Genomic DNA, 18,578 nt, shown 5'->3' on the forward strand with positions numbered 1-18,578 from the left:
GTTTGAGTTTTGAGCGAGCGTCCGACTGTTGTCGTCATCGGCCTTGGCTATGTCGGGCTGCCGCTCGCGGCGGCGCTGGCGAAATCGACCGAGTGCTGGGGGCTCGACATCGACGCGCGGCGCATCGCCGAACTGCGCGACGGGCATGACCGGACGGGAGAGCTCGACGGTGCGGCGCTCCAGGCGACGACGCTCAAGCTGACCAGCAATCCCGCCGACTGCCCGCCAGCCGATTTCTACATCGTCACCGTCCCTACCCCGGTCGACGCCGACAATCGCCCCGACCTGTCGATCGTGATGGCGGCGACGCGGACCGTCGCGGGGATGATCGACGCTGGCCGCACCCCGATCGTCGTGTACGAGAGCACCGTCTATCCCGGCGTGACCGAGGATTTGTGCGGGCCGGAAATCGCGAAGCTGACGGGGCTGACCTGTGGCAAGGACTTCTTCCTCGGCTACTCGCCCGAACGCATCAATCCGGGCGACCGCGAGCATACGATCGAGCGCATCACCAAGGTCGTGTCGGGGCAGACGCCCGACGTGCTCGACCGCGTCGCCGCGCTCTACGACCGCGTGACCAGCGGCGGGGTGTTCCGCGCCGCGTCGATCAAGGCCGCCGAGGCCGCCAAGGTGATCGAGAACGCGCAGCGCGACATCAATATCGCCTTCATGAACGAGATCACGCACATCTTCGCCGGGATCGACCTGTCGATCTGGGACGTGCTGGCAGCGGCGCGGACCAAGTGGAATTTCCTGCCCTTCCAACCCGGACTAGTCGGCGGGCACTGCATCGGGGTCGACCCGTTCTACCTCAGCCATCTGTCGGAGCAGCTCGGCTATCACCCGCAGGTCATTCTCGCGGGGCGCGGGACCAACGACGGCATGGCCGACTGGGTCGCCGGGCAGATCCACGCGCGCGCGGGCAAGGCGGGCAAGGCGCTGGTGCTGGGACTGACGTTCAAGGAAAACGTCCCCGATTTGCGCAATTCGAAGGTCGCCGATCTCGTGAAGGCGCTGACCGGCCTTGGCCATGACGTGACGGTCCACGATCCGATGGCCGACGCAGCGGAGGCGGTTCACGAATACGGCATCACACTCGATTCCGGTGCCCTCGACCGCACCTATGACGTCGTGGCCCTCGCGGTGTCGCACGCCGCTTATCTCGATATGGGCGACGGGCTGGCGAAACTCGTCGCGCCGGGCGGCCTGTTCGCCGACCTCAAGAACGGCATCCCCGAATTCTCCGGCGCGGCGCGCTGGACGCTATAGGAAACGACGATGCGGGTATTGGTAACGGGCGCGGCGGGGTTCATCGGCTCCTGGGTGATCCGGCGCTTGCTCGAGCGCGGCGACCTGGTCGTCGGGATCGATAACCTCAACGACTATTATTCAGTCGAGCTGAAGCGCGACCGGATCGCCGCGATCAATGCGCTCAACACCAATCGCTTCGAGTTCATCCAGGTCGATTTCGCCGACGACAAGGCGCTGGAGGCGGCGCTGGCGGGCAAGGAGTTCGACCGCATCGTCCATCTCGGCGCGCAGGCGGGGGTGCGCTATTCGATCGACAATCCGCGCGCCTACATCCACTCGAACCTGGTCGGGCATCTCAACATCATGGAAGTGGCGCGCCACCGCCAGCTCGAGCACCTCGTCTACGCGTCATCGTCCTCGGTCTATGGCGGCAACGAGACCTTGCCATTCCGGGTCGAGGACCGCGTCGACCACCCGCTCTCGCTCTATGCCGCGACCAAGAAGGCCGACGAATTGATGAGCGAGACCTATTCGCACCTCTATCGGCTGCCGCAGACGGGCCTCAGGTTCTTCACCGTCTACGGCCCGTGGGGCCGCCCCGACATGGCGATGTGGATCTTCACCAAGGCTATTTTGGAAGGCCGCCCGATCCCGGTGTTCAACAATGGCGATATGCAGCGCGACTTCACGTACATCGACGACATCGTGACCGGCGTCGTCGCGTGCCTCGACAATCCGCCGCCCGACGATGGCCGGGTCAAGGCGGGGGGCAGCGTGTCGCCGCACCGCGTCTACAATATCGGCAACCACCGCAGTGAGCAGCTCGGCCACATGATCGGCCTGATCGAACAGGCGTGCGGGAAGAAAGCGGTGCGCGATTACCAGCCGATGCAGCCCGGCGATGTGCAGGCGACTTACGCCGACATCTCCGCCATCCAGCGCGATCTCGGGTTCGAGCCCACCACGACGATCGATGTCGGGGTGCCCGCGTTCGTCACCTGGTACCGCGAGTATCACCACGTCTGACCGCGAGGAGCGCGCGGGCGCGGTCGTGATACGCGTTGAGCCGTCCCGGCGCGTACAGGTCGAATCCGTAACCCGTGAGAAAGGTCAGCACCGCGGGCTTGTCGGCAAAATCGTCGAGATAGACCGCCGCGACTCGGCCGGCGTCGAATAGCCCGCGCGCACCCTCGATCACCGCCAGTTCCATCCCCTCGACATCGATCTTGAGCACCAGCCGCCCGGGCAGGTCGAAACCGTCGAGCCGGCGCCCGTCCGCGGCGAAGCCGCGCCCCCGGATATGCGCGATGCCAGCCTTGTCACTCGCCGTGGCGACGCCCGATACGGCACCATCGACAAAGTCGAGCGGGCCGTCACGGGCGGCGAGAGCGGCATTGATCGCGGTAAAGCCGAACCGTTCGGCGTTGACCGCAAGCCGGCGATACGTGTCCGGGCTGGCCTCGAACGCGACGACGCGGAAGTTGTCGAAGATCCGCGCGGCGTCGGCGATCACGCACGAAAAGATGCCGATATTGGCGCCGATATCGACGAATGTCGTATCCGGCCCGAGCATCATGCTCACGCGCTGCAGCACCAGCGTCTCGTCGCGCAGCAGGCTGTTCGCCCGTATCAGTTTGGACGCCCGGTAATAGCCCGCTTCGCGCAGGGCATTGATCCGCACATCTCGGCCGAACAAGCGCACGTCATGATCGCGGCGACCATGCAGCAAGCGCGTCACCGCTTCCCGCAAGCGCGGCCGTTCATTGAAGTGCCGTTGGAGGAAGCGCAGCCGGCGAAGCGCGAACGAAGGCCGTGTCACGCCGCGAGCTGGTCGGTCAGCCACGGGGTCGCGAGGCAGTCGATCACCAAATGCACCCGGTCCTCGGTCCCGTCATTGGTCACCGCGTGCGGATCGGCGAGCCGCAGGTACCATGCCTCCCCCGGCTTCATGTCTATCGGCGTCCGGTTGAGCAGGAACGTCACGCCGGGGTTGGTCGTGACCGGGATGTGGATCCGCGCCTCGCCCCAATCGGCGGCCAGGTCGTGGTCGCGATGCTCCTTGATCCGCGAGCCCGGGGTCAACCGCATCAGCCGGACCGCCTTCAAGGGGCAGTCGAACGCCGCAAGCACCTCGCGGAAATAGGGGGCGCGCGACAGGATGGCGGCATCGACGAACTCGGTCGCGTTGGGGTCCGAATAGGCCTGCATCACCGGATGCGTCGCGCCCGCCGTGTGGCGCAGCGGGAGCACGTCCCATTGTCCCTCGTAATTCTGCGTGACGAAATGGTCGGTCCACGTCGCCGCTTCGACCGCCTTCAGGTCGGCGCGCAGCCGATCGGGGTCGAACGCCAGCGGCAACCGCACGCGGTCAGGATAGGCCGATGGTGGCTGGACGGCGGAATTGTGCACGGGCGCGACACTATCCGCGCCCTATCGCCTTGCAAAGGCGTCGCCGTGATGCTGTCAGGCGCGGATGAATGACGAGATGATCCATCGCGACGGCGACTGGCTGACCGCGCGGGTCGGCGACGATCTGGTGATGATGAGCGCGGCGGAGGGCAATTACTTGCGGCTGAGCGAAGTCGGCGCACGCGTGTGGGAATTGCTGGAGCGGCCGCAATCGCGCGACGATCTGCACGCTACACTGATCGCCGAATACGACGTGCCGCCCGAGGAGTGCCGCCGCGCGATCGACGATTTCCTCGCGACGCTGGTATCGCGCCGTGCCGTCCGGATCGATTAGAGCCGCAACGCCAGCCGGGTTGCCAATGCGACGATCCCGAGCGCCGTCACGCTGACCAGCCAGATCGCCGCCATCCATACGAGGCGTTTCCACAAGGGTGCGGCCGTCTGCATCAATGATATCCGCTCGCGTCGCCGACCTTGCCGCGGAACACCCAGTACGAGAACGCGGTATAGGCCAGGATGATCGGGATCATGGTCCCCGCCCCCAGCAGCATGAACCCTTGGCTCTTGGCGGGCGCAGCAGCCTGGACGATCGACACCGATCCGGGAACGATGTCGGGGTACATGCTGATCCCCAGCCCCGCGAAGCACAGCAGGTAGAGGCCGAGCGTCAGGAGGAAGGGCAGCAACTCCTTCTTGTTGAGCAGCGCCCACCAGAACCCGACCGACAATGCGCCGAGCAGCACGGGCACCGAACCGGCGAACAGGATGTTCGGGAAGGTCAGCCAGCGTTCGTAATAGCGGTATTCGAGGAACGGCGTCGCCGCGCTGACCGCGGTCACGGCGAGCGCCGCGGCGATTCCGGTGACCCGCGCGAGGCGAAACGCGTGCTTCTGCGCGCCGCCCTCGGTCTTGAAGATCAGCCAGCACGCGCCGAGCAGCGCGTACCCCGCGACCACCCCCACCCCGGTCAGCAGCGAGAACGGCGTCAGCCAGTCGAGCCACCCCCCGCCGTACCCGCGCCCGCTCACCTTCACTCCCTGGAGCAGCGCGCCGAGCACGATTCCTTGCGCTAGCGCCGCCGTCACCGACCCGGCGGTGAACGCGAAGTCCCAAAACGCGCGGTGCCGCGGGTCGCGCCAGCGGAACTCGAACGCCACGCCGCGGAACACCAGCCCCAGCAGCATCGCAATGATCGGCGGGTACATCGCCGGCATCAGCACCGAGAAAGCGAGCGGGAACGCTGCCATCAGCCCGCCGCCGCCCAGCACCAGCCACGTCTCGTTGCCGTCCCACACCGGCGCGATCGCGTTCATCGCCTGATCGCGCTCTTCCCCCACGCCGAACGCCGGGAAAAGGATGCCGATGCCGAGGTCGAACCCGTCCATCACGACGTACATGAACACCGCGAACACGATGACGAACGCCCAGATCAGCGCGAGCGTGGGATCGGCGGTCATTGCTCGATCCCGCCTTGCGCGGCGGGGGTGATCCCGGCGGTACGGATCGGCGGGCCGCTGCCGATCTCCGGCTCGTGCGCGACCGCACCCTTCTGCATCAGCTTGAGGATGTACCAGACCCCCACGCCGAACACCGCGAAATAGACGATGGCGAACGCCGCGAGCGAGGTCGCGACCGCGGGCGCGGCCAAGGGTGAAGCGGACTCGCTGGTGCGAAGCAGACCGTAAATCGTCCATGGCTGGCGTCCGACCTCGGTCGTGACCCATCCCGCGATCACCGCGACGAACCCCGCCGGCCCCATGACGATCGCGGCGCGGTGCAGCCATTTCCAGTCGTACAGTTTCTTCAGCCACCGCGCGACGAGGCTCCATAATCCCAGCCCGAGCATCGCGAACCCCAGCCCGACCATTACGCGGAACGACCAGAACACCACCGGCACCGGTGCCCATTGATCGCGCGGGAAATCCTTGAGACCGGGGAGCGGCGCGTTGGGGTCGTGCCTGAGGATCAGCGAGCCGACCTTGGGAACCTCGACCTTGTAGTGAACCGTGCCGTCGGTGTTCGACGGCAGGCCGAACAGCACCAGCGGCGCGCCGCTCGGGCTGGGATCATAGTCACCCTCGATCGCCAGCACCTTGGCCGGCTGGTGCTCGAGCGTGTTGAGACCGTGCGCATCGCCTGCTAGGATTTGGACGGGCGCCACCAGCGCCGCCATCCACATTGCCATCGAGAACATCTTGCGATGGTGCGCATTGCCGCCGTCGCGGAGCAGGTGCCACGCGCCGCATGCCCCCACGACCAGCGAGGTCGTCAGATAGGCCGCGATGACGGTGTGCACGAGCCGATACGGGAAGCTTGGGTTGAAGATCACGCTGGCCCACGACCCGGCGACGACGAACTGCCCCTGCGCGTTGATCGCGAACCCGGTCGGGGTCTGCATCCAGCTGTTGGCGCTCAGGATCCAGAAGGCCGAGATGAACGTGCCCAGCGCGACCATGCACGTCGCGGCGAAATGCAGCCCCGGCCCGACGCGCTTCATCCCGAACAGCATCACGCCGAGAAACCCGGCCTCGAGGAAGAAAGCAGTCAGCACTTCGTACGCCATCAGCGGACCGATCACCGGCCCGGCCTTGTCGGTGAACGCCGCCCAGTTGGTGCCGAACTGGTACGACATGACGATCCCCGACACGACGCCCATCGCGAACGCGACCGCGAAGATCTTCACCCAGAAACGGAACAGGTCGAGGTAGAGCGGCTTCTTGGTCCACAGCCACAAGCCTTCGAGCACCATCAGGTAACTCGCCAGCCCGATGGAAAAGCTCGGGAAGATGAAATGAAAGCTGACGGTGAACCCGAACTGGATTCGGGCGAGCAGGATTGCAGTTCCAGCGGCTGTCATCGCCACCTCCTTGCCGAGCGCCGATGCGCCTGTCGCCAACCCAAGGCAAGTGCGCGCTGTGCAGCCCGGCATGCGGTGGCCGCGCCAATGAGAAAGGCCGGGGAGCGACCCCGGCCTTTCGACTTCATTCCTATTGGCCCGGCGGTGCCACGTCTCCACCCGGCGCGCCACCGGGCGCTCCGCCCGGAGGACCACCGGCTCCGCCGATGCCGCCCATCTGCTGCTGGTACTGGTCGAGCACCGCCTGCGGCAGGAATTCGATCAGTTCGACATCGAACACCAGGTCGCCGGCGGGTGCGCCCGGGGGCGGCGAGGCACCGTATGCGAGCTTGGCGGGCAGCCAGAAGCGGTATTTCGCGCCCTTGTTCATGAGCTTCAGCCCTTCGGAGAAGCCGGGAACCGAGCGCGCGACGGGAAGCGGGGTCGGCTGCTTCGACTTGTCGAAGGTGAGGCCCGAGCGCAGCTTGCCCTCGTACTGGATCAGCGCGACGTCGGAATCGGTCGGGTGCGCACCGGTGCCCGGGGCAAGAACCTTGTACTGCAGCCCCGACGCCGTGGTCTTGATGTCCGAATCCGTGCCGATCCAGCCGCGCTGCGACTTCGTCCAATAATCGTCGCCCTGGCGCGCGAGCAGGAAGGCGGCGGCGAGCAGGATCACGATGCCGACCCACAGCCACGTGAGGTAGCTGCGCTTGACGGGCTGGAGCGGAACGGCGGTCACGGTCATGGGAAAACGGCCTCGACGGGGATGGGCCGCTCTCAACGCGCGGCCGGGACACGCTGTCGGTAGATGCGGGGACCGCGCTCGGCAAGTCCCCGGAAGACGGGTCTTACTTGATCCCGTCGCGCTCCATCCGCTTGCGGTCCATCTTGCGGGCGCGGCGGACGGCGGCGGCACGCTCACGGGCGCGCTTCTCGCTCGGCTTCTCGTAGTGCCGGCGCAGCTTCATCTCGCGATACACGCCCTCGCGCTGGAGCTTCTTCTTGAGAGCCCGAAGCGCCTGATCGACATTGTTATCGCGCACGATGATTTGCATAAAACCCGTCAACTCCGAATCGAATGGAATGGCCGCCCAGGACACGAGTCCGGACGTTCAAGCGCGCGCCCCTAACAGCGGAGCGCGCAGAAGGCAAGCGCGGCGCGGGTGAGCGGACCAAAGTTGCCACTAGGTTGACACTATCGCGACCGATCGGAGCGGTATCGATCCCCGCCGTCGGTCGACCCGCCCGCATCGAGCGCGCCGAGGCTGACCGTCGAAATCCTACATTGCAAGCGGTCAGGTTGCGGGAAATTGCCCGCACCGGTAAGCGCCGCGCATGTCCACCGGCGCCCCGCTTACCCTGTACAACAGCCTGACCCGCAGCCTGGAGGAGTTCCGCCCGATCGACCCCGACCTGGTGCGCGTCTACACGTGCGGGCCGACGGTCTATAACTACCAGCATATCGGCAACATGCGCGCGTTCCTGTTCGCCGACACGCTCGGCCGCGTGCTGCGCTGGAAGGGCTACAAGACCAAGCACATCATCAACATCACCGATGTCGGCCATTTGACCAGCGACGCCGATGCCGGCGACGACAAGATGGAGAAGGCGGCGGCGCGAGAGGCCAAGTCGATCTGGGACATCGCGAAACACTATACCGACACCTTCAAGGCCGATGTGGCGCGGCTCAACATCGAGCCGCCGGCCGAATGGACCGTCGCGACCGACCACATCCCGCAGATGATCGAGTTCGCGAAAAAGATCGAAGCCGATTGCTACGAAATTGAAGGCGGGCTGTATTTCGACACCTCGACAGTGCCCAATTACGGCGCGCTGGCGCGGGCAGCGACCGATGAAGGCGAGAGCCGGATCGACCCCGTCTCCGGCAAGCGCCACCCGCAGGACTTCGCGATCTGGCGCAAATCCCCGCCGGGCGAGCAGCGCCAAATGGAATGGGATTCGCCGTGGGGCAAGGGCGCGCCGGGCTGGCACCTCGAATGCTCGGTGATGAGCCTTCAGCATCTCGGCCACCCGTTCGACATCCACACCGGCGGGATCGACCACCGCGAGATCCACCACCCCAACGAGATCGCGCAGAACCAGGCGTTTTGCGGCTGCTCCGACACTGGCGCACGGATCTGGATGCACAATAATTTCCTGGTCGAGCGCGGCGGGAAGATGTCGAAGTCGACGGGGGAGTTCCGCACGCTGCAGACCTTGGTCGATGCCGGCGTGCACCCCCTCGCCTACCGCCTGATGTGCCTGCAGGCGCATTACCGGTCGGAGCTGGAGTTCAGCGAGGAGAATTTGCTGGCGGCGCTGACGCGGCTGAAGCGAATGGTGCATCTCGTCACCGCGCTGCCCGGAATGAATGCGGCGGATTTCGCGGACGACCCGGATGCCGTGCCGCATTTCCGCGGCTTGCTCGATGAGGCGGTGAGCGACGATCTCAACACGCCGAAAGCGCTGTCGCACCTCACTGGCATGCTCGCGCACATCCCCACGTCGCCAGCCGACAAATTGCGCTTGCTTGAGGACTATGACGCGGTGCTCGGCCTCGACCTGCTCACGCTCACCCGCGAAGACCTGCGCGTTCGCCCCACGACCGCGACGCTCACCGAAGCCGACATCGAAGCCCGCCTCACCGAGCGTAAGGAAGCGCGCGCGGCGAAGGATTTCGCGCGCTCGGACGCGATCCGTGACGAGCTCACCGCCGCCGGGGTGGAGGTGATGGACGGCGACCCGCTGGGATGGGATTGGAGGCCAACATTATGATCGGCTTGTTCTGGTTGTTCGCGCTCCAGGCCACGACGCCGCCCGTCGACAACACCCCGCGCGCCGACGACATCATCGTCAGCGCCTCGCGCGACACGTGCACCTTGCGCTTCGCCGACAAGACCATGACCGATGCGCAATTCAACGCGCGCGCGGAGGAATGGAAGGCGGGCAAGCCGGTGCGCCTGATCCTGCGCAGCAGCGCCGATTTCCCGTGTGTGCGCAAGATCGCCAAGCAATTGTTCGACAAGGGCGTGACGCGGATCGAGTTTGCCGATCCCAACGGCAAGCCCGCTTTTCCGTTCGAGCCCGATCCCAATCTGCCGCGCTACACCGCGACCGGCGAGGTACCGAGCGTGCCGATGGGCAGCGCGCCGTCCAACTGGAGCGAGAACCGCGCGCGCGAGCACAGCTTCCTCGGCCGCGCCGCGTCGCAACTGATCCTGCAGGGCAAGTGCGCCGAAGCGAAGAAGATGGCGCTCGACCAGGGCGACCTCGACGCCGCCGCCGCGGTGGTCGAAGTGTGCCGCGCGCCCTGACTCGCGCTTGAACGCCGCCGCCGCTCGGCTAGATACGCGGCATAGTCTTTCAATGGGGATTGCAATGCGTGGGCAAGTGCTTGGGGTCGATGTCTCGACCGGCGACGGCCAGATTTCGGGCGACGACGGCCAGCGCTACGTCTTCCGGCCGGAGGATTGGACCGATCGTGTCGGGCCATCGGTCGGCGCGCTGATCGATTTCGAGGCCGAAGGGCGCCAGGCGCGGCGCATCTATCGTTTGCCCGGCAGCTATACCGCCGCCCCGCCCGCGCCGCGCAGCGACCGCAACAAGATCGTCGCGGCGCTGCTCGCCTTCTTCCTCGGCGTGTTCGGGGTGCACCGCTTCTATCTCGGGCGGATCGGCTCCGGGGTCGTCATGCTGTTATTGACCTGCACGATCGTCGGGATGGTCGTCACCGGCATCTGGGCGTTCATCGACTTCATCCGCTACCTGATCATGTCCGACGCCGAGTTCGCCGCGCGATACCAGCAGGCATGAAGGCCGTCCTTCCCGCGCTCGCACGCCCGCTGCTCGAGCCACACCTGCCCGCGGGACTCGAGGTATCGTGGTTCGCCAGCCGCGAGGAAGCCGGCGCGATGATCGTCGACGCCGACATCGCCTGGGTCGACATGCAGCGCGGGGTGTGGACCGCGGAAGCCGTGGCGAAGGCGACCAGGCTCCGATGGCTGTCGACGATCTTCGCGGGGATCGATTTCCTCGACCTCGACGCCTTGCGCGCCAACGGCACGACGGTGACCAACGGCACGGGGATCAACGCGCTGGCGGTCGCGGAATATGCCGTGATGGGTGTGCTCGTCGCGGCCAAGCGCTACGACGAAGTCGTGCGGCTCGCCGACAAGCACGAATGGACGCTCCAGGCGCCGGGCCAGGTCGAACTGTTCGAAACGCGCGCGCTGATCGTCGGGATGGGTGCGATTGGCAAATTGATCGGCGAGCGGCTGACGGCATTCGGGGTCGAGGTGGTCGGCGTCACGCGGTCGGGCCGCGACGGAACGCTGACGCCCGATCAATGGCAAGCGAAGCTCGGCGAGTTCGACTGGGTGATCCTCGCCGCGCCTTCTACCGATGCGACCAAGGCGATGATCGGCGCGGACGAGCTCGCCGCGATGAAGCCGCGCGCGTGGCTGATCAATATCGCGCGCGGCGACATGATCGACGAGGCCGCGCTGCTGGCGGCGCTCAACGGCCGAAAGATCGCCGGCGCATTCCTCGACCCGACGCACCCCGAACCGCTGCCACCCGATCACCCGCTGTGGTCGGCGCCGAATTGCCTGATCACGATGCACCTGTCGGGCCGCAGCCAGACGAAAATGTTCCCGCGCGCCGCCGCGCTGTTCCTGCGCAACGTCGAGGCGTTCGTGAACGGGCGGCCGATGGAGAATGTCGTCGATCTCGACGCGGGGTATTGAACGCTATTTCGCCGCCACCAGATGCGCGTCAATCACCGCGTCGATCGTCGCGTCGTCGACGTGCAATTGGCCGTCGATGATCAGCATCGCGAGGCCGTGCGCGATCGACCAGGCCTGGAGCGCGAACAGCCGCGGCGTCATCCCCGGCGGGGCGAGCTTCGCGGCGTTTTCCATCAGGAAGCGCATCGCGTCGTCGGGCACTTCGTCCAGCTCCATTACCTCACCGTGCGATCCGCTCGCGAAGATCAGCCGGAACAGCGCGGTGTGCCGCCGCGCGAAGCGGACGTAGGCCGCGCCCGTCGCGCTGAACCCCGCGGTGCCGCCGCCCGCGGCGTCGAACGCCGCGTGCTGCGCCTTCCCCAGCATCGCCAGCCCCTCGCTCGCCAGCGCGCGTATCAGCGCGGCCTTGTCGGGAAAATGGCGATAGACCGCGGTCGCGCTGACTCCGACGTGGCGCGCGACTTCGCGCAGCGACAGATCGTCCGCGGTGCGCGTCGCGAGCAGCGTCATCCCCGCCTCAACCAACGCCGCGCGCAGATCGCCGTGGTGGTAGGATCGGCTTACCGCTTCTTTCATGTTGACACTGTTACCATAAATCGTATGTTGACACCATAAACATCGAGTCGGAGTCCAGTCATGGCCAGTGTCATCGAAAATGCAATCCGCGGCACCGTCACCAAGGGAATCGGCGTGGTCGCCGAGTTCAACCGCAAGCGCATGCCCAGCACCGACCATCCGTTCCTGACCGGCATCCACACACCGATGGGTCGTGAGTTGACGCTCGAGGATCTGCCTGTAACCGGCTCGATTCCCGCCGAACTCGACGGGCGCTATCTGCGGATCGGCCCCAACCCGGCGCGGCCGGAGGCGAAAGGCTATCACTGGTTCACCGGCGACGGAATGGTCCACGGCGTCGCGCTCAAGGACGGCCAGGCGTTGTGGTACCGCAACCGCTGGATCCGATCCAAGCGAGTCGAGGCCGAAACCGGCATGCCGCACGCCCCCGGCCCGCGCCATGGCGGGTTCGACACGGTCAACACCAACGTGCTGGGGATTGCCGGGCGGACCTGGGCGCTGGTCGAGGCGGGGTCGTACCCGGTCGAGCTCGGCGAGACGCTCGACGATCAGACCTACAACCCGTTCGACGACACGCTGATGGGCAGCTTCACCGCGCATCCGCACCTCGACCGCGCGACCGGCGAGCACCACGCGATCTGCTACGAAGCGACCGTCCCCGACGAAATCCGCCACGTCGTGATCGCGCCCGACGGCAAGGTGACGCGCGAGGTCGCGATTCCGGTCAAGCACGGCCCATCGATCCACGATTGCGCAATTACAAACCGTTATGCGCTTATCCTCGACCTCCCTGTCACCTTCTCGATGAAGGCGCTGATCGGCGGGCACAGCTTCCCGTACCGCTGGAATCCCGAACATCAGGCGCGCGTCGGGCTGCTCCCGCGCAACGGCGGGGCGGAAGACGTGATCTGGGTCGATTGTCCGCAAACGTATATCTTCCACGTCGCCAACGCCTATGACGCCGACGACGGCAAGGTCGTGCTCGACGCGTGCGTGTACGACACGATGTTCGCGGAGTTGACCGGCGGCCCAACCGGCAAGCCGCTCGGACTTGAGCGCTGGACGATCGATCCGGTCGCCAAGACGGTCGAGCGCCGCACGATCGACGCCACCCCGCAGGAATTCCCGCGCCCCGACGAGCGCTTCTTCGGACAGCCCTATCGCTACGCTTATACGATGGCGCTGCCGGCGAACGATTTCGCGATCAGCGAGACGCGGCTCTACAAGCACGACCTCGACACCGGCGCGAAGCAGACACACGATTTCGGCTCGGGCCGCTATCCCGGCGAATTCGTCTTCGTCCCGCGCGCGGCGGACGCGCCGGAGGGCGACGGCTGGCTGGTCGGGCTGGTGATCGACCTCGCCAACGAGACCACCGACCTCGTGATCGTCGACGCGATGGATTTCGAAGCCGCGCCGGTCGCGAGCATCCGCATCCCGCACCGCGTGCCGCCGGGGTTCCACGGTAATTGGGTGCCTACCAGCGGAAATTGAGCCCTAGTGTTGCGGCGCTGACGGTGTCGGCGCCGCGTGTCGATTGGCGCAGATAGCCGGCATCGAGCCGCAGGGCTTTGGCGAGCGGCACCTGCACGCCGAGCGACGCGCGTGCGGTCGTATCCGTCGCGTTGCCCCGCGCCGGTGCCGAGATTGACGAACCCCTCCGCCGCCGCGACCAATGCGGGACCATCCTGCCTGAGCGGCAGCGTGAGCTTGAGCTGCGGCCGCACGCGCCACCCCGTTCCCGGCCACGCCTCGACCCAGCGTTCCTCCACGCGCAACCTTCCGCCGATCCGCACCGGTCCGATCCGCGCGATGTCCTCGAACGCCACCTCCTGCCGCGCGCGTTGCTCGATCGAGGTGACGTTGTTGGCGTAGGCCGTCTTGTGGACATACCCCGCCCACAGCGTGACGTGATCGTTGATGCGATATCCGACCGCGCCGCTGATCACCCATTCGTATAGCCCGCCACCATCGAACCGTCCGATGCTGTCGATCGACCCGCGTATCTTCCCCGATATCGGCCCGCTCGCCCCGACGCTCGTCCACACCCGCCGTCATCGACCTGCGCCACACCCGGCAGCAACAACGCCGCGAGAGCGACCGGCACGGCGCGCAAGTTCATCGCGCCCATGTGCCAAACTTTCCTTCATTGCGCACGCCGTCCCTTTCCCGCATGGGAATTGCTTCCATTTCACCCAAGCGAAGCAACGATCATGGCCGCCCAATGGGCTCCCGACAGCTGGACCAACGCCGAAGCGCGCCAGCTCCCGACCTATCCCGACGCCGCCGCGCTCGCCGCCGCGACCAAGCAGCTCGCCTCTTATCCCCCGCTGGTGTTCGCCGGCGAAGCGCGCAACCTGACCGCCGACCTCGCGCGCGTGGCGAACGGCGAAGCTTTCCTGCTCCAGGGCGGCGACTGCGCTGAAAGCTTCGCCGAATTCCACCCCAACAACATCCGCGACACGTTCCGCGTCATCCTCCAGATGGCGGTCGTGCTGACCTATGCGTCGAAGCTGCCGGTGGTGAAGGTCGGCCGCATGGCAGGCCAGTTCGCCAAGCCACGCAGCGCCGATACCGAAGTGCAGGACGGGGTCGAACTGCCCAGCTACCGCGGCGACAACGTCAACGACATCGCCTTCACCGCCGAAGGCCGTGCGCCCGATCCGCAGCGCATGGTGCAGGGCTACAGCCAGTCCGCCGCGACGCTCAACCTGCTCCGCGCGTTCGCGCAAGGGGGGTACGCCAACCTCCACCAGGTCCATCGCTGGACGCACGATTTCCTCGGGCACAGTCCCTGGGCGAAGAAGTATGAGGAAACCGCCGACCGGATCGGCGAGGCGCTGGCCTTCATGGAAGCGTGCGGGATCAGTCCCGACACCGTGCCGCAGCTGTCGCAGACGACGTTCTATACCAGTCATGAGGCGCTGCTGCTCCCGTACGAGCAAGCGCTGACCCGGCAGGACAGCCTGACCGGCGACTGGTACGACACCTCCGCGCACATGCTGTGGATCGGCGACCGCACGCGCTTCGACGGCTCGGCGCACGTCGAGTTCCTGCGCGGCATCGGCAATCCGATCGGGGTCAAGTGCGGCCCCAGCCTCGAGCCCGACCTGCTGCTCCGCTTGCTCGACACGCTCAACCCGGGGCGCACGCCAGGACGGATGACGCTGATCACGCGTTATGGGCACGACAAGATCGAGGCGGCGCTCCCCAAACTGGTCCGCGCGGCGAAGCGCGAGGGGCATCCGGTAGTGTGGAGCTGCGACCCGATGCACGGCAACACCGTGGCGGTCGCAGGGTACAAAACGCGGCCATTCGACCGTATCCTCACCGAAGTGCGCGGCTTCTTCGCCGTGCACCGCGCCGAAGGCACGTTCGCGGGCGGCATCCACGCCGAGATGACCGGGCAGAACGTAACGGAGTGTACGGGCGGCGCGGTCGACGTGACCGAACAGTCGCTCGCCGACCGCTACCACACGCATTGCGACCCGCGACTCAACGCCGGACAGTCGCTGGAACTCGCGTTCCTGTTGGCCGAGATGCTCAACGACGAACTCAACGAACGGCGCAAGGACGCCGCCTAGCTCTCCGTCAACGCGCCCTTGCATGACGCTTTTGTACGACAGATTGTCTGCCAGATTCATTCTAGGCAGGCCGAATACTTTACGCTACGTCAGGCATGAATTCTTTAGGGAATTCCAATCCCGATAAACGGGTCGCCAGTTTTGGACCATCGTTTCGTCGCTGCCAGGGGGCATCGGGCGAAGCGAGTCATAACCTGGGAGGACCTGATGCGGATCGTTACCTTACTTGCCGGCGGCGCGTGCTTGATGGCGCTGTCTTTCTCGCTCGCGGCGACGCCCGCGCGAGCGGACGCAACCCCCGAATGCAACGCCAATGCCGGCGTCGCGACCGCGCTGGAATGCGGCGTGAACAGCACGGCGACGGGGTCTTATTCGAGCGCGGTCGGAACGAACACCAACGCCACCGGCGATTACGGCAGCGCGATCGGCAGCTTCTCCACCGCGTCGGGTCTCGTCGCCACCGCAGTCGGATCGAACGCGCAGTCGAGCGGCGACTTCTCCAGTTCGGTCGGCACCAACTCGGTCGCGAGCGGCTATGCCGCGCAAGCGTTCGGCGTGCAGGCGCAGGCCACCGGCGATTATTCGGTGGCGAACGGATTCGCCGCCTATGCCAGCGGCACCAATTCATTGGCGTCTGGCGCCTCGGCCTATGCGGCGTCCACTCAATCGACCGCCGTCGGATCGACCGCGCAAGCAACCGCGGCGGGGGCTACTTCGCTCGGCTATAACGCGCGAGCCACGGGCGGCGGTGCGCTGGCGAGCGGCTTCAACAGTACAGCATCGGGCGGCAACGCCACCGCGGTCGGGACGAGTTCGAAGGCCGGCGGCCTGTTGAGCGTCGCCGTCGGCGGTAGTTCAAACGCCGCGGGCACCGCGGGGATCGCGATCGGTCAGAATGCCAACGCATCGCAGGACTTCGCGATGGCGGTGGGATCGCTCGCGCAGGCGACCGGGTTCGCATCGACCGCGCTGGGCGTGCAGAGCAATGCTTCGGGGACGGGCTCGATCGCGGCCGGGTTCAATGCGAGCGCAGCCGGTAATAATTCGATCGCGATCGGCAGCGGCGCGAATGCGGCGCAAAACAATTCGGTCGCGATCGGCATGAATGCCACAACCACGCGTGCCAACCAGGTCGTGATCGGCGGCACCGGCCAATCGGTGACCCTCGGCGACTTGACCGCGAGCACGGCGGCACAGACCGGGACGCTCTCGCTCGTCACCGCCGATGCCAGCGGTACGCTGGGTCGCGGCGTCGCGGTGTCGTCACTTGCCACCGCCGCCTCGGTGACCGCGGTTCAAACGCAAGTCACGGCCAACACCGCGTCGATCAATACGCTCAACACGCAGGTCGCTGGCAACACCGCGTCGATCAATACGCTCAACACGCAGGTCGCGGGCAACACGGCGTCGATCAACACCATCAATGGCCAGATCGGGACGATCAACGGCCAGATCGGCACGTTGAACGGGCAAGTGTCCTCGCTGTTCACACAAACCCAGGGACTGCGGCGCGACTTGAACCGCACCAACGAAGGCGTGGCGATGGCGCTGGCGATGGACTCGCCGTCGGTGCCCGAAGGCTCCAACTTCGCGGTGTCCGGGGGTGTCGGTTACTTCAACAACCGCGCCGCCGGCACGATCGCGATGAGCGCGCGCGTCGGACCCAAAGCTTATATTTCGGCCGGGGTCGGCACTGGCTTCACCTCGGGTGAGGTCGGCGCGCGCGGCGGCTTCGCGGTGGCCTTTTGACCCGGGCACCCGCGTGGCGCTGGATTGTCGGGGGAGTGACTGCGCTGATGCCGGTAACGGCATCGGCGCAGTCCGCCCCGGCGCCTGCGCCCGAGACGGCGCCGCCGGTCGCCTATAGCGCCCCGGTCTCGACTCAGCCGCTGCCCGACGAACTGCAACGCGCGCGGCTGATCTGGACGACGATGGTCGCGATCCAGCAGGCCAACGAATCGGGCAATTATTCGGTGCTGCGCGACATCTCGTCGCCCGCGTTCCAGATGGTCAACGACCCGAGCAAGCTGGGGCAGATCTTCAACGGGATCCGCGCGACCAATATCGACCTGTCGAACACGTTGCTGCTCGCGCCGACCTACACCCGGGCGCCGGGGATCGACAATCAGGGGATGATGCACCTGGAGGGCGGGTTCGGGCTTCGGCCGACTGCGGTGCTGTTCAGCCTGACGTTTCAGTGGGTGAGCAACCGTTGGAAACTGTTCGGCGTATCGGTCGGCGCACGCAGCATTCCATCGGGGGTGAGCCCGACGCCGGCGGCGCAACCTCCGGGCCGGAAATGACGACGCTTCACGATCCATCGTAACAGGGGGCCGCGATGATCGGTTTGTTGGCGATGGCGGCGGCGAGCGGACCGAGCTTCGATTGCGCGCGGGCGCGGACGAAGATCGAGCGCGCGATCTGCGCGGACGCCGAGCTCGCGCTGCTCGACCGCGAGGAAGCGCGGCTCTACCGGCTCGCGCTCGCCGGCCCGGCGCAGGATCGCAACGGCCTGATCGCCCGGCAACGCCAGTTCCTGCGCGATCGCGACCAATGCGTGGAGGAAGAGACGACCGACACCGTGCCGCAGTGCGTGCGCGACGCGTATCTGGGCGACATTGCGGACTTGCGCCGGTTGGCCGGGTTCGGCGGGGACGCCGGCGGGATTTCTTCGGGGCCGATCCAGTTTACGTGCGACGGCGGCTTTCCCGACGCCTTCGTCACGACGTTCAAGTTAACGCCTGCGCAGGCCTATATCTCGATGCCGTCGACCCATGAAGGCCAGCCGTTGGTCGCGACGCCCGGGTCGGCGCGGCTGACCGGGCGGTACGACACCGGCATGACGTATGACGGTGGCGACCGACTCCAGATCGATGCGCGGATTTGCGTCGCGAAGAGATGATCCGGCGCGGCGGACGATGCCCGCCGCGCCGGGAATCGGCTAGACGACGCGGCGGCCCTGGATCAGCTGAACCACGACCACGATCAGCGCAATCACCAGCAACAGGTGAATCAGCCCGCCGCCGACATGTACGGCAAAGCCCAGCGCCCACAGCACGAGGAGGATGACGACGATCGTCCAAAGCATGACATTTCCTTCCTGTTTCTTGCGCGGCCCGCCACCGGTCGCCCGACGTTACGCCACAGGAACGGAAAGACGCGCCAGCCCGGCTA

At 66.4% G+C, this 18,578-nt stretch carries 21 protein-coding genes and 1 pseudogene; 12 read left to right on the plus strand and 10 right to left on the minus strand.

The genetic code is table 11. The features are described 5' to 3' along the window. Positions 1–9 precede the first annotated feature (9 nt). Together E7773_RS03870 and E7773_RS03875 are read left to right on the plus strand one after the other, a co-directional pair. Positions 10–1,269, plus strand: a complete 1,260-nt coding sequence (locus E7773_RS03870) for a nucleotide sugar dehydrogenase (RefSeq protein WP_293988442.1) — start codon at positions 10–12, stop codon at positions 1,267–1,269. Positions 1,270–1,278: 9 nt separating this feature from the next. Then, on the plus strand, positions 1,279–2,277 hold the full coding sequence (locus E7773_RS03875) for a GDP-mannose 4,6-dehydratase (RefSeq protein ID WP_293988445.1): 999 nt from the start codon (positions 1,279–1,281) through the stop codon (positions 2,275–2,277). Here the strand turns inward: E7773_RS03875 and E7773_RS03880 are convergent. Both E7773_RS03880 and E7773_RS03885 read right to left on the minus strand, forming a co-directional pair. Further along, positions 2,246–2,989 carry an FkbM family methyltransferase gene (locus tag E7773_RS03880; RefSeq protein ID WP_293988448.1) on the minus strand — a complete coding sequence of 248 codons (744 nt, stop codon included), beginning with the start codon at positions 2,987–2,989 and terminating at the stop codon, positions 2,246–2,248. The genes E7773_RS03875 and E7773_RS03880 overlap by 32 nt on opposite strands. Positions 2,990–3,066: 77 nt before the next feature. Then, entirely contained in the window at positions 3,067–3,615 is a 549-nt protein-coding gene (locus E7773_RS03885; protein ID WP_293988451.1) for an aspartyl/asparaginyl beta-hydroxylase domain-containing protein, read from the minus strand. A gap of 121 nt (positions 3,616–3,736) precedes the next feature. On the opposite strand from E7773_RS03885, the gene E7773_RS03890 reads away from it, so the two are divergent. Further along, positions 3,737–3,994 (plus strand): PqqD family peptide modification chaperone, encoded by a 258-nt coding sequence (locus tag E7773_RS03890; protein ID WP_293988453.1) that lies wholly within the window; start codon positions 3,737–3,739, stop codon positions 3,992–3,994. Here E7773_RS03890 and E7773_RS03895 read toward each other — a convergent pair. From E7773_RS03895 to rpsU, 5 genes are all read right to left on the minus strand, one after another. Next, complete coding sequence (locus tag E7773_RS03895; protein WP_293988455.1) at positions 3,991–4,107, minus strand: DUF2474 family protein; 117 nt, start codon at positions 4,105–4,107, stop codon at positions 3,991–3,993. The two genes, E7773_RS03890 and E7773_RS03895, sit on opposite strands and share 4 nt — an antisense overlap. Beyond that, positions 4,107–5,117, minus strand: coding sequence for a cytochrome d ubiquinol oxidase subunit II (gene cydB, locus E7773_RS03900; protein ID WP_293988457.1), 1,011 nt, complete (start codon positions 5,115–5,117; stop codon positions 4,107–4,109). The genes E7773_RS03895 and cydB overlap by 1 nt, the downstream gene beginning before the upstream one ends. Further along, complete coding sequence (locus E7773_RS03905) at positions 5,114–6,517, minus strand: cytochrome ubiquinol oxidase subunit I (RefSeq protein ID WP_293988460.1); 1,404 nt, start codon at positions 6,515–6,517, stop codon at positions 5,114–5,116. Before E7773_RS03905 ends, cydB begins: the two co-directional genes overlap by 4 nt. 130 nt (positions 6,518–6,647) lie before the next feature. Further along, entirely contained in the window at positions 6,648–7,244 is a 597-nt protein-coding gene (locus E7773_RS03910; RefSeq protein WP_293988463.1) for an FKBP-type peptidyl-prolyl cis-trans isomerase, read from the minus strand. 103 nt (positions 7,245–7,347) lie between these two features. After that, a complete protein-coding gene (rpsU, locus tag E7773_RS03915) occupies positions 7,348–7,554 on the minus strand; it encodes a 30S ribosomal protein S21 (protein WP_293989036.1) in 207 nt (68 codons plus the stop codon). Between the two features lie 280 nt (positions 7,555–7,834). Here rpsU and cysS point away from each other — a divergent pair, with 280 nt between their 5' ends. From cysS to E7773_RS03935, 4 genes are all read left to right on the plus strand, one after another. Further along, complete coding sequence (cysS, locus tag E7773_RS03920) at positions 7,835–9,274, plus strand: cysteine--tRNA ligase (protein ID WP_293988465.1); 1,440 nt, start codon at positions 7,835–7,837, stop codon at positions 9,272–9,274. Further along, positions 9,271–9,813 carry a hypothetical protein gene (locus tag E7773_RS03925; protein WP_293988467.1) on the plus strand — a complete coding sequence of 181 codons (543 nt, stop codon included), beginning with the start codon at positions 9,271–9,273 and terminating at the stop codon, positions 9,811–9,813. Before cysS ends, E7773_RS03925 begins: the two co-directional genes overlap by 4 nt. 64 nt (positions 9,814–9,877) lie before the next feature. Continuing rightward, complete coding sequence (locus E7773_RS03930; protein ID WP_293988470.1) at positions 9,878–10,312, plus strand: TM2 domain-containing protein; 435 nt, start codon at positions 9,878–9,880, stop codon at positions 10,310–10,312. Further along, positions 10,309–11,244: a D-2-hydroxyacid dehydrogenase gene (locus E7773_RS03935; RefSeq protein ID WP_293988473.1), complete on the plus strand. Its 936-nt coding sequence runs from the start codon at positions 10,309–10,311 to the stop codon at positions 11,242–11,244. The genes E7773_RS03930 and E7773_RS03935 overlap by 4 nt, the downstream gene beginning before the upstream one ends. Positions 11,245–11,247: 3 nt before the next feature. Here the strand turns inward: E7773_RS03935 and E7773_RS03940 are convergent, their stop codons facing one another. After that, on the minus strand, positions 11,248–11,820 hold the full coding sequence (locus E7773_RS03940) for a TetR/AcrR family transcriptional regulator (RefSeq protein ID WP_293988475.1): 573 nt from the start codon (positions 11,818–11,820) through the stop codon (positions 11,248–11,250). Between the two features lie 60 nt (positions 11,821–11,880). On the opposite strand from E7773_RS03940, the gene E7773_RS03945 reads away from it, so the two are divergent. Further along, the gene (locus tag E7773_RS03945; RefSeq protein WP_293988478.1) at positions 11,881–13,314 is read left to right on the plus strand and encodes a carotenoid oxygenase family protein; all 1,434 of its coding nucleotides are present in this window, start codon (positions 11,881–11,883) and stop codon (positions 13,312–13,314) included. A gap of 116 nt (positions 13,315–13,430) precedes the next feature. Here the strand turns inward: E7773_RS03945 and E7773_RS15535 are convergent. Continuing rightward, a pseudogene (locus tag E7773_RS15535) lies at positions 13,431–13,868 on the minus strand (DUF2490 domain-containing protein); the annotation flags it as partial. A 165-nt stretch (positions 13,869–14,033) separates the two neighbouring features. Here E7773_RS15535 and E7773_RS03950 point away from each other — a divergent pair. The 4 genes from E7773_RS03950 (at position 14,034) to E7773_RS03965 (ending at position 18,306) form a co-directional block, all read left to right on the plus strand. Beyond that, positions 14,034–15,404 carry a class II 3-deoxy-7-phosphoheptulonate synthase gene (locus tag E7773_RS03950; protein ID WP_293988480.1) on the plus strand — a complete coding sequence of 457 codons (1,371 nt, stop codon included), beginning with the start codon at positions 14,034–14,036 and terminating at the stop codon, positions 15,402–15,404. A 207-nt stretch (positions 15,405–15,611) separates the two neighbouring features. Then, entirely contained in the window at positions 15,612–17,153 is a 1,542-nt protein-coding gene (locus E7773_RS03955; protein WP_293988482.1) for a YadA-like family protein, read from the plus strand. Positions 17,154–17,188: 35 nt separating this feature from the next. After that, positions 17,189–17,707 carry a hypothetical protein gene (locus E7773_RS03960; RefSeq protein ID WP_293988485.1) on the plus strand — a complete coding sequence of 173 codons (519 nt, stop codon included), beginning with the start codon at positions 17,189–17,191 and terminating at the stop codon, positions 17,705–17,707. 35 nt (positions 17,708–17,742) lie between these two features. Continuing rightward, complete coding sequence (locus E7773_RS03965) at positions 17,743–18,306, plus strand: lysozyme inhibitor LprI family protein (RefSeq protein WP_293988487.1); 564 nt, start codon at positions 17,743–17,745, stop codon at positions 18,304–18,306. Between the two features lie 39 nt (positions 18,307–18,345). Here the strand turns inward: E7773_RS03965 and E7773_RS03970 are convergent, their stop codons facing one another. Then, a complete protein-coding gene (locus E7773_RS03970; protein WP_293988489.1) occupies positions 18,346–18,492 on the minus strand; it encodes a lmo0937 family membrane protein in 147 nt (48 codons plus the stop codon). Positions 18,493–18,578 lie beyond the last annotated feature (86 nt).

Origin of the sequence: Sphingomonas sp. (assembly GCF_004799495.1) — a bacterium.
GTDB lineage: Bacteria > Pseudomonadota > Alphaproteobacteria > Sphingomonadales > Sphingomonadaceae > Sphingomonas.

What these genes read in the sequence shown, in the direction of transcription:
- E7773_RS03875 (WP_293988445.1), top strand. Translation starts at nt 1,279, where the DNA reads ATGCGGGTATTGGTAACGGGCGCGGCGGGGTTCATCGGCTCCTGGGTG.
- E7773_RS03890 (WP_293988453.1), top strand. Translation starts at nt 3,737, where the DNA reads ATGATCCATCGCGACGGCGACTGGCTGACCGCGCGGGTCGGCGACGAT.
- E7773_RS03895 (WP_293988455.1), bottom strand. Translation starts at nt 4,107, where the DNA reads ATGCAGACGGCCGCACCCTTGTGGAAACGCCTCGTATGGATGGCGGCG.
- cydB (WP_293988457.1), bottom strand. Translation starts at nt 5,117, where the DNA reads ATGACCGCCGATCCCACGCTCGCGCTGATCTGGGCGTTCGTCATCGTG.
- E7773_RS03905 (WP_293988460.1), bottom strand. Translation starts at nt 6,517, where the DNA reads ATGACAGCCGCTGGAACTGCAATCCTGCTCGCCCGAATCCAGTTCGGG.
- E7773_RS03910 (WP_293988463.1), bottom strand. Translation starts at nt 7,244, where the DNA reads ATGACCGTGACCGCCGTTCCGCTCCAGCCCGTCAAGCGCAGCTACCTC.
- rpsU (WP_293989036.1), bottom strand. Translation starts at nt 7,554, where the DNA reads ATGCAAATCATCGTGCGCGATAACAATGTCGATCAGGCGCTTCGGGCT.
- cysS (WP_293988465.1), top strand. Translation starts at nt 7,835, where the DNA reads ATGTCCACCGGCGCCCCGCTTACCCTGTACAACAGCCTGACCCGCAGC.
- E7773_RS03925 (WP_293988467.1), top strand. Translation starts at nt 9,271, where the DNA reads ATGATCGGCTTGTTCTGGTTGTTCGCGCTCCAGGCCACGACGCCGCCC.
- E7773_RS03930 (WP_293988470.1), top strand. Translation starts at nt 9,878, where the DNA reads ATGCGTGGGCAAGTGCTTGGGGTCGATGTCTCGACCGGCGACGGCCAG.
- E7773_RS03935 (WP_293988473.1), top strand. Translation starts at nt 10,309, where the DNA reads ATGAAGGCCGTCCTTCCCGCGCTCGCACGCCCGCTGCTCGAGCCACAC.
- E7773_RS03940 (WP_293988475.1), bottom strand. Translation starts at nt 11,820, where the DNA reads ATGAAAGAAGCGGTAAGCCGATCCTACCACCACGGCGATCTGCGCGCG.
- E7773_RS03945 (WP_293988478.1), top strand. Translation starts at nt 11,881, where the DNA reads ATGGCCAGTGTCATCGAAAATGCAATCCGCGGCACCGTCACCAAGGGA.
- E7773_RS03950 (WP_293988480.1), top strand. Translation starts at nt 14,034, where the DNA reads ATGGCCGCCCAATGGGCTCCCGACAGCTGGACCAACGCCGAAGCGCGC.
- E7773_RS03955 (WP_293988482.1), top strand. Translation starts at nt 15,612, where the DNA reads ATGCGGATCGTTACCTTACTTGCCGGCGGCGCGTGCTTGATGGCGCTG.
- E7773_RS03965 (WP_293988487.1), top strand. Translation starts at nt 17,743, where the DNA reads ATGATCGGTTTGTTGGCGATGGCGGCGGCGAGCGGACCGAGCTTCGAT.
- E7773_RS03970 (WP_293988489.1), bottom strand. Translation starts at nt 18,492, where the DNA reads ATGCTTTGGACGATCGTCGTCATCCTCCTCGTGCTGTGGGCGCTGGGC.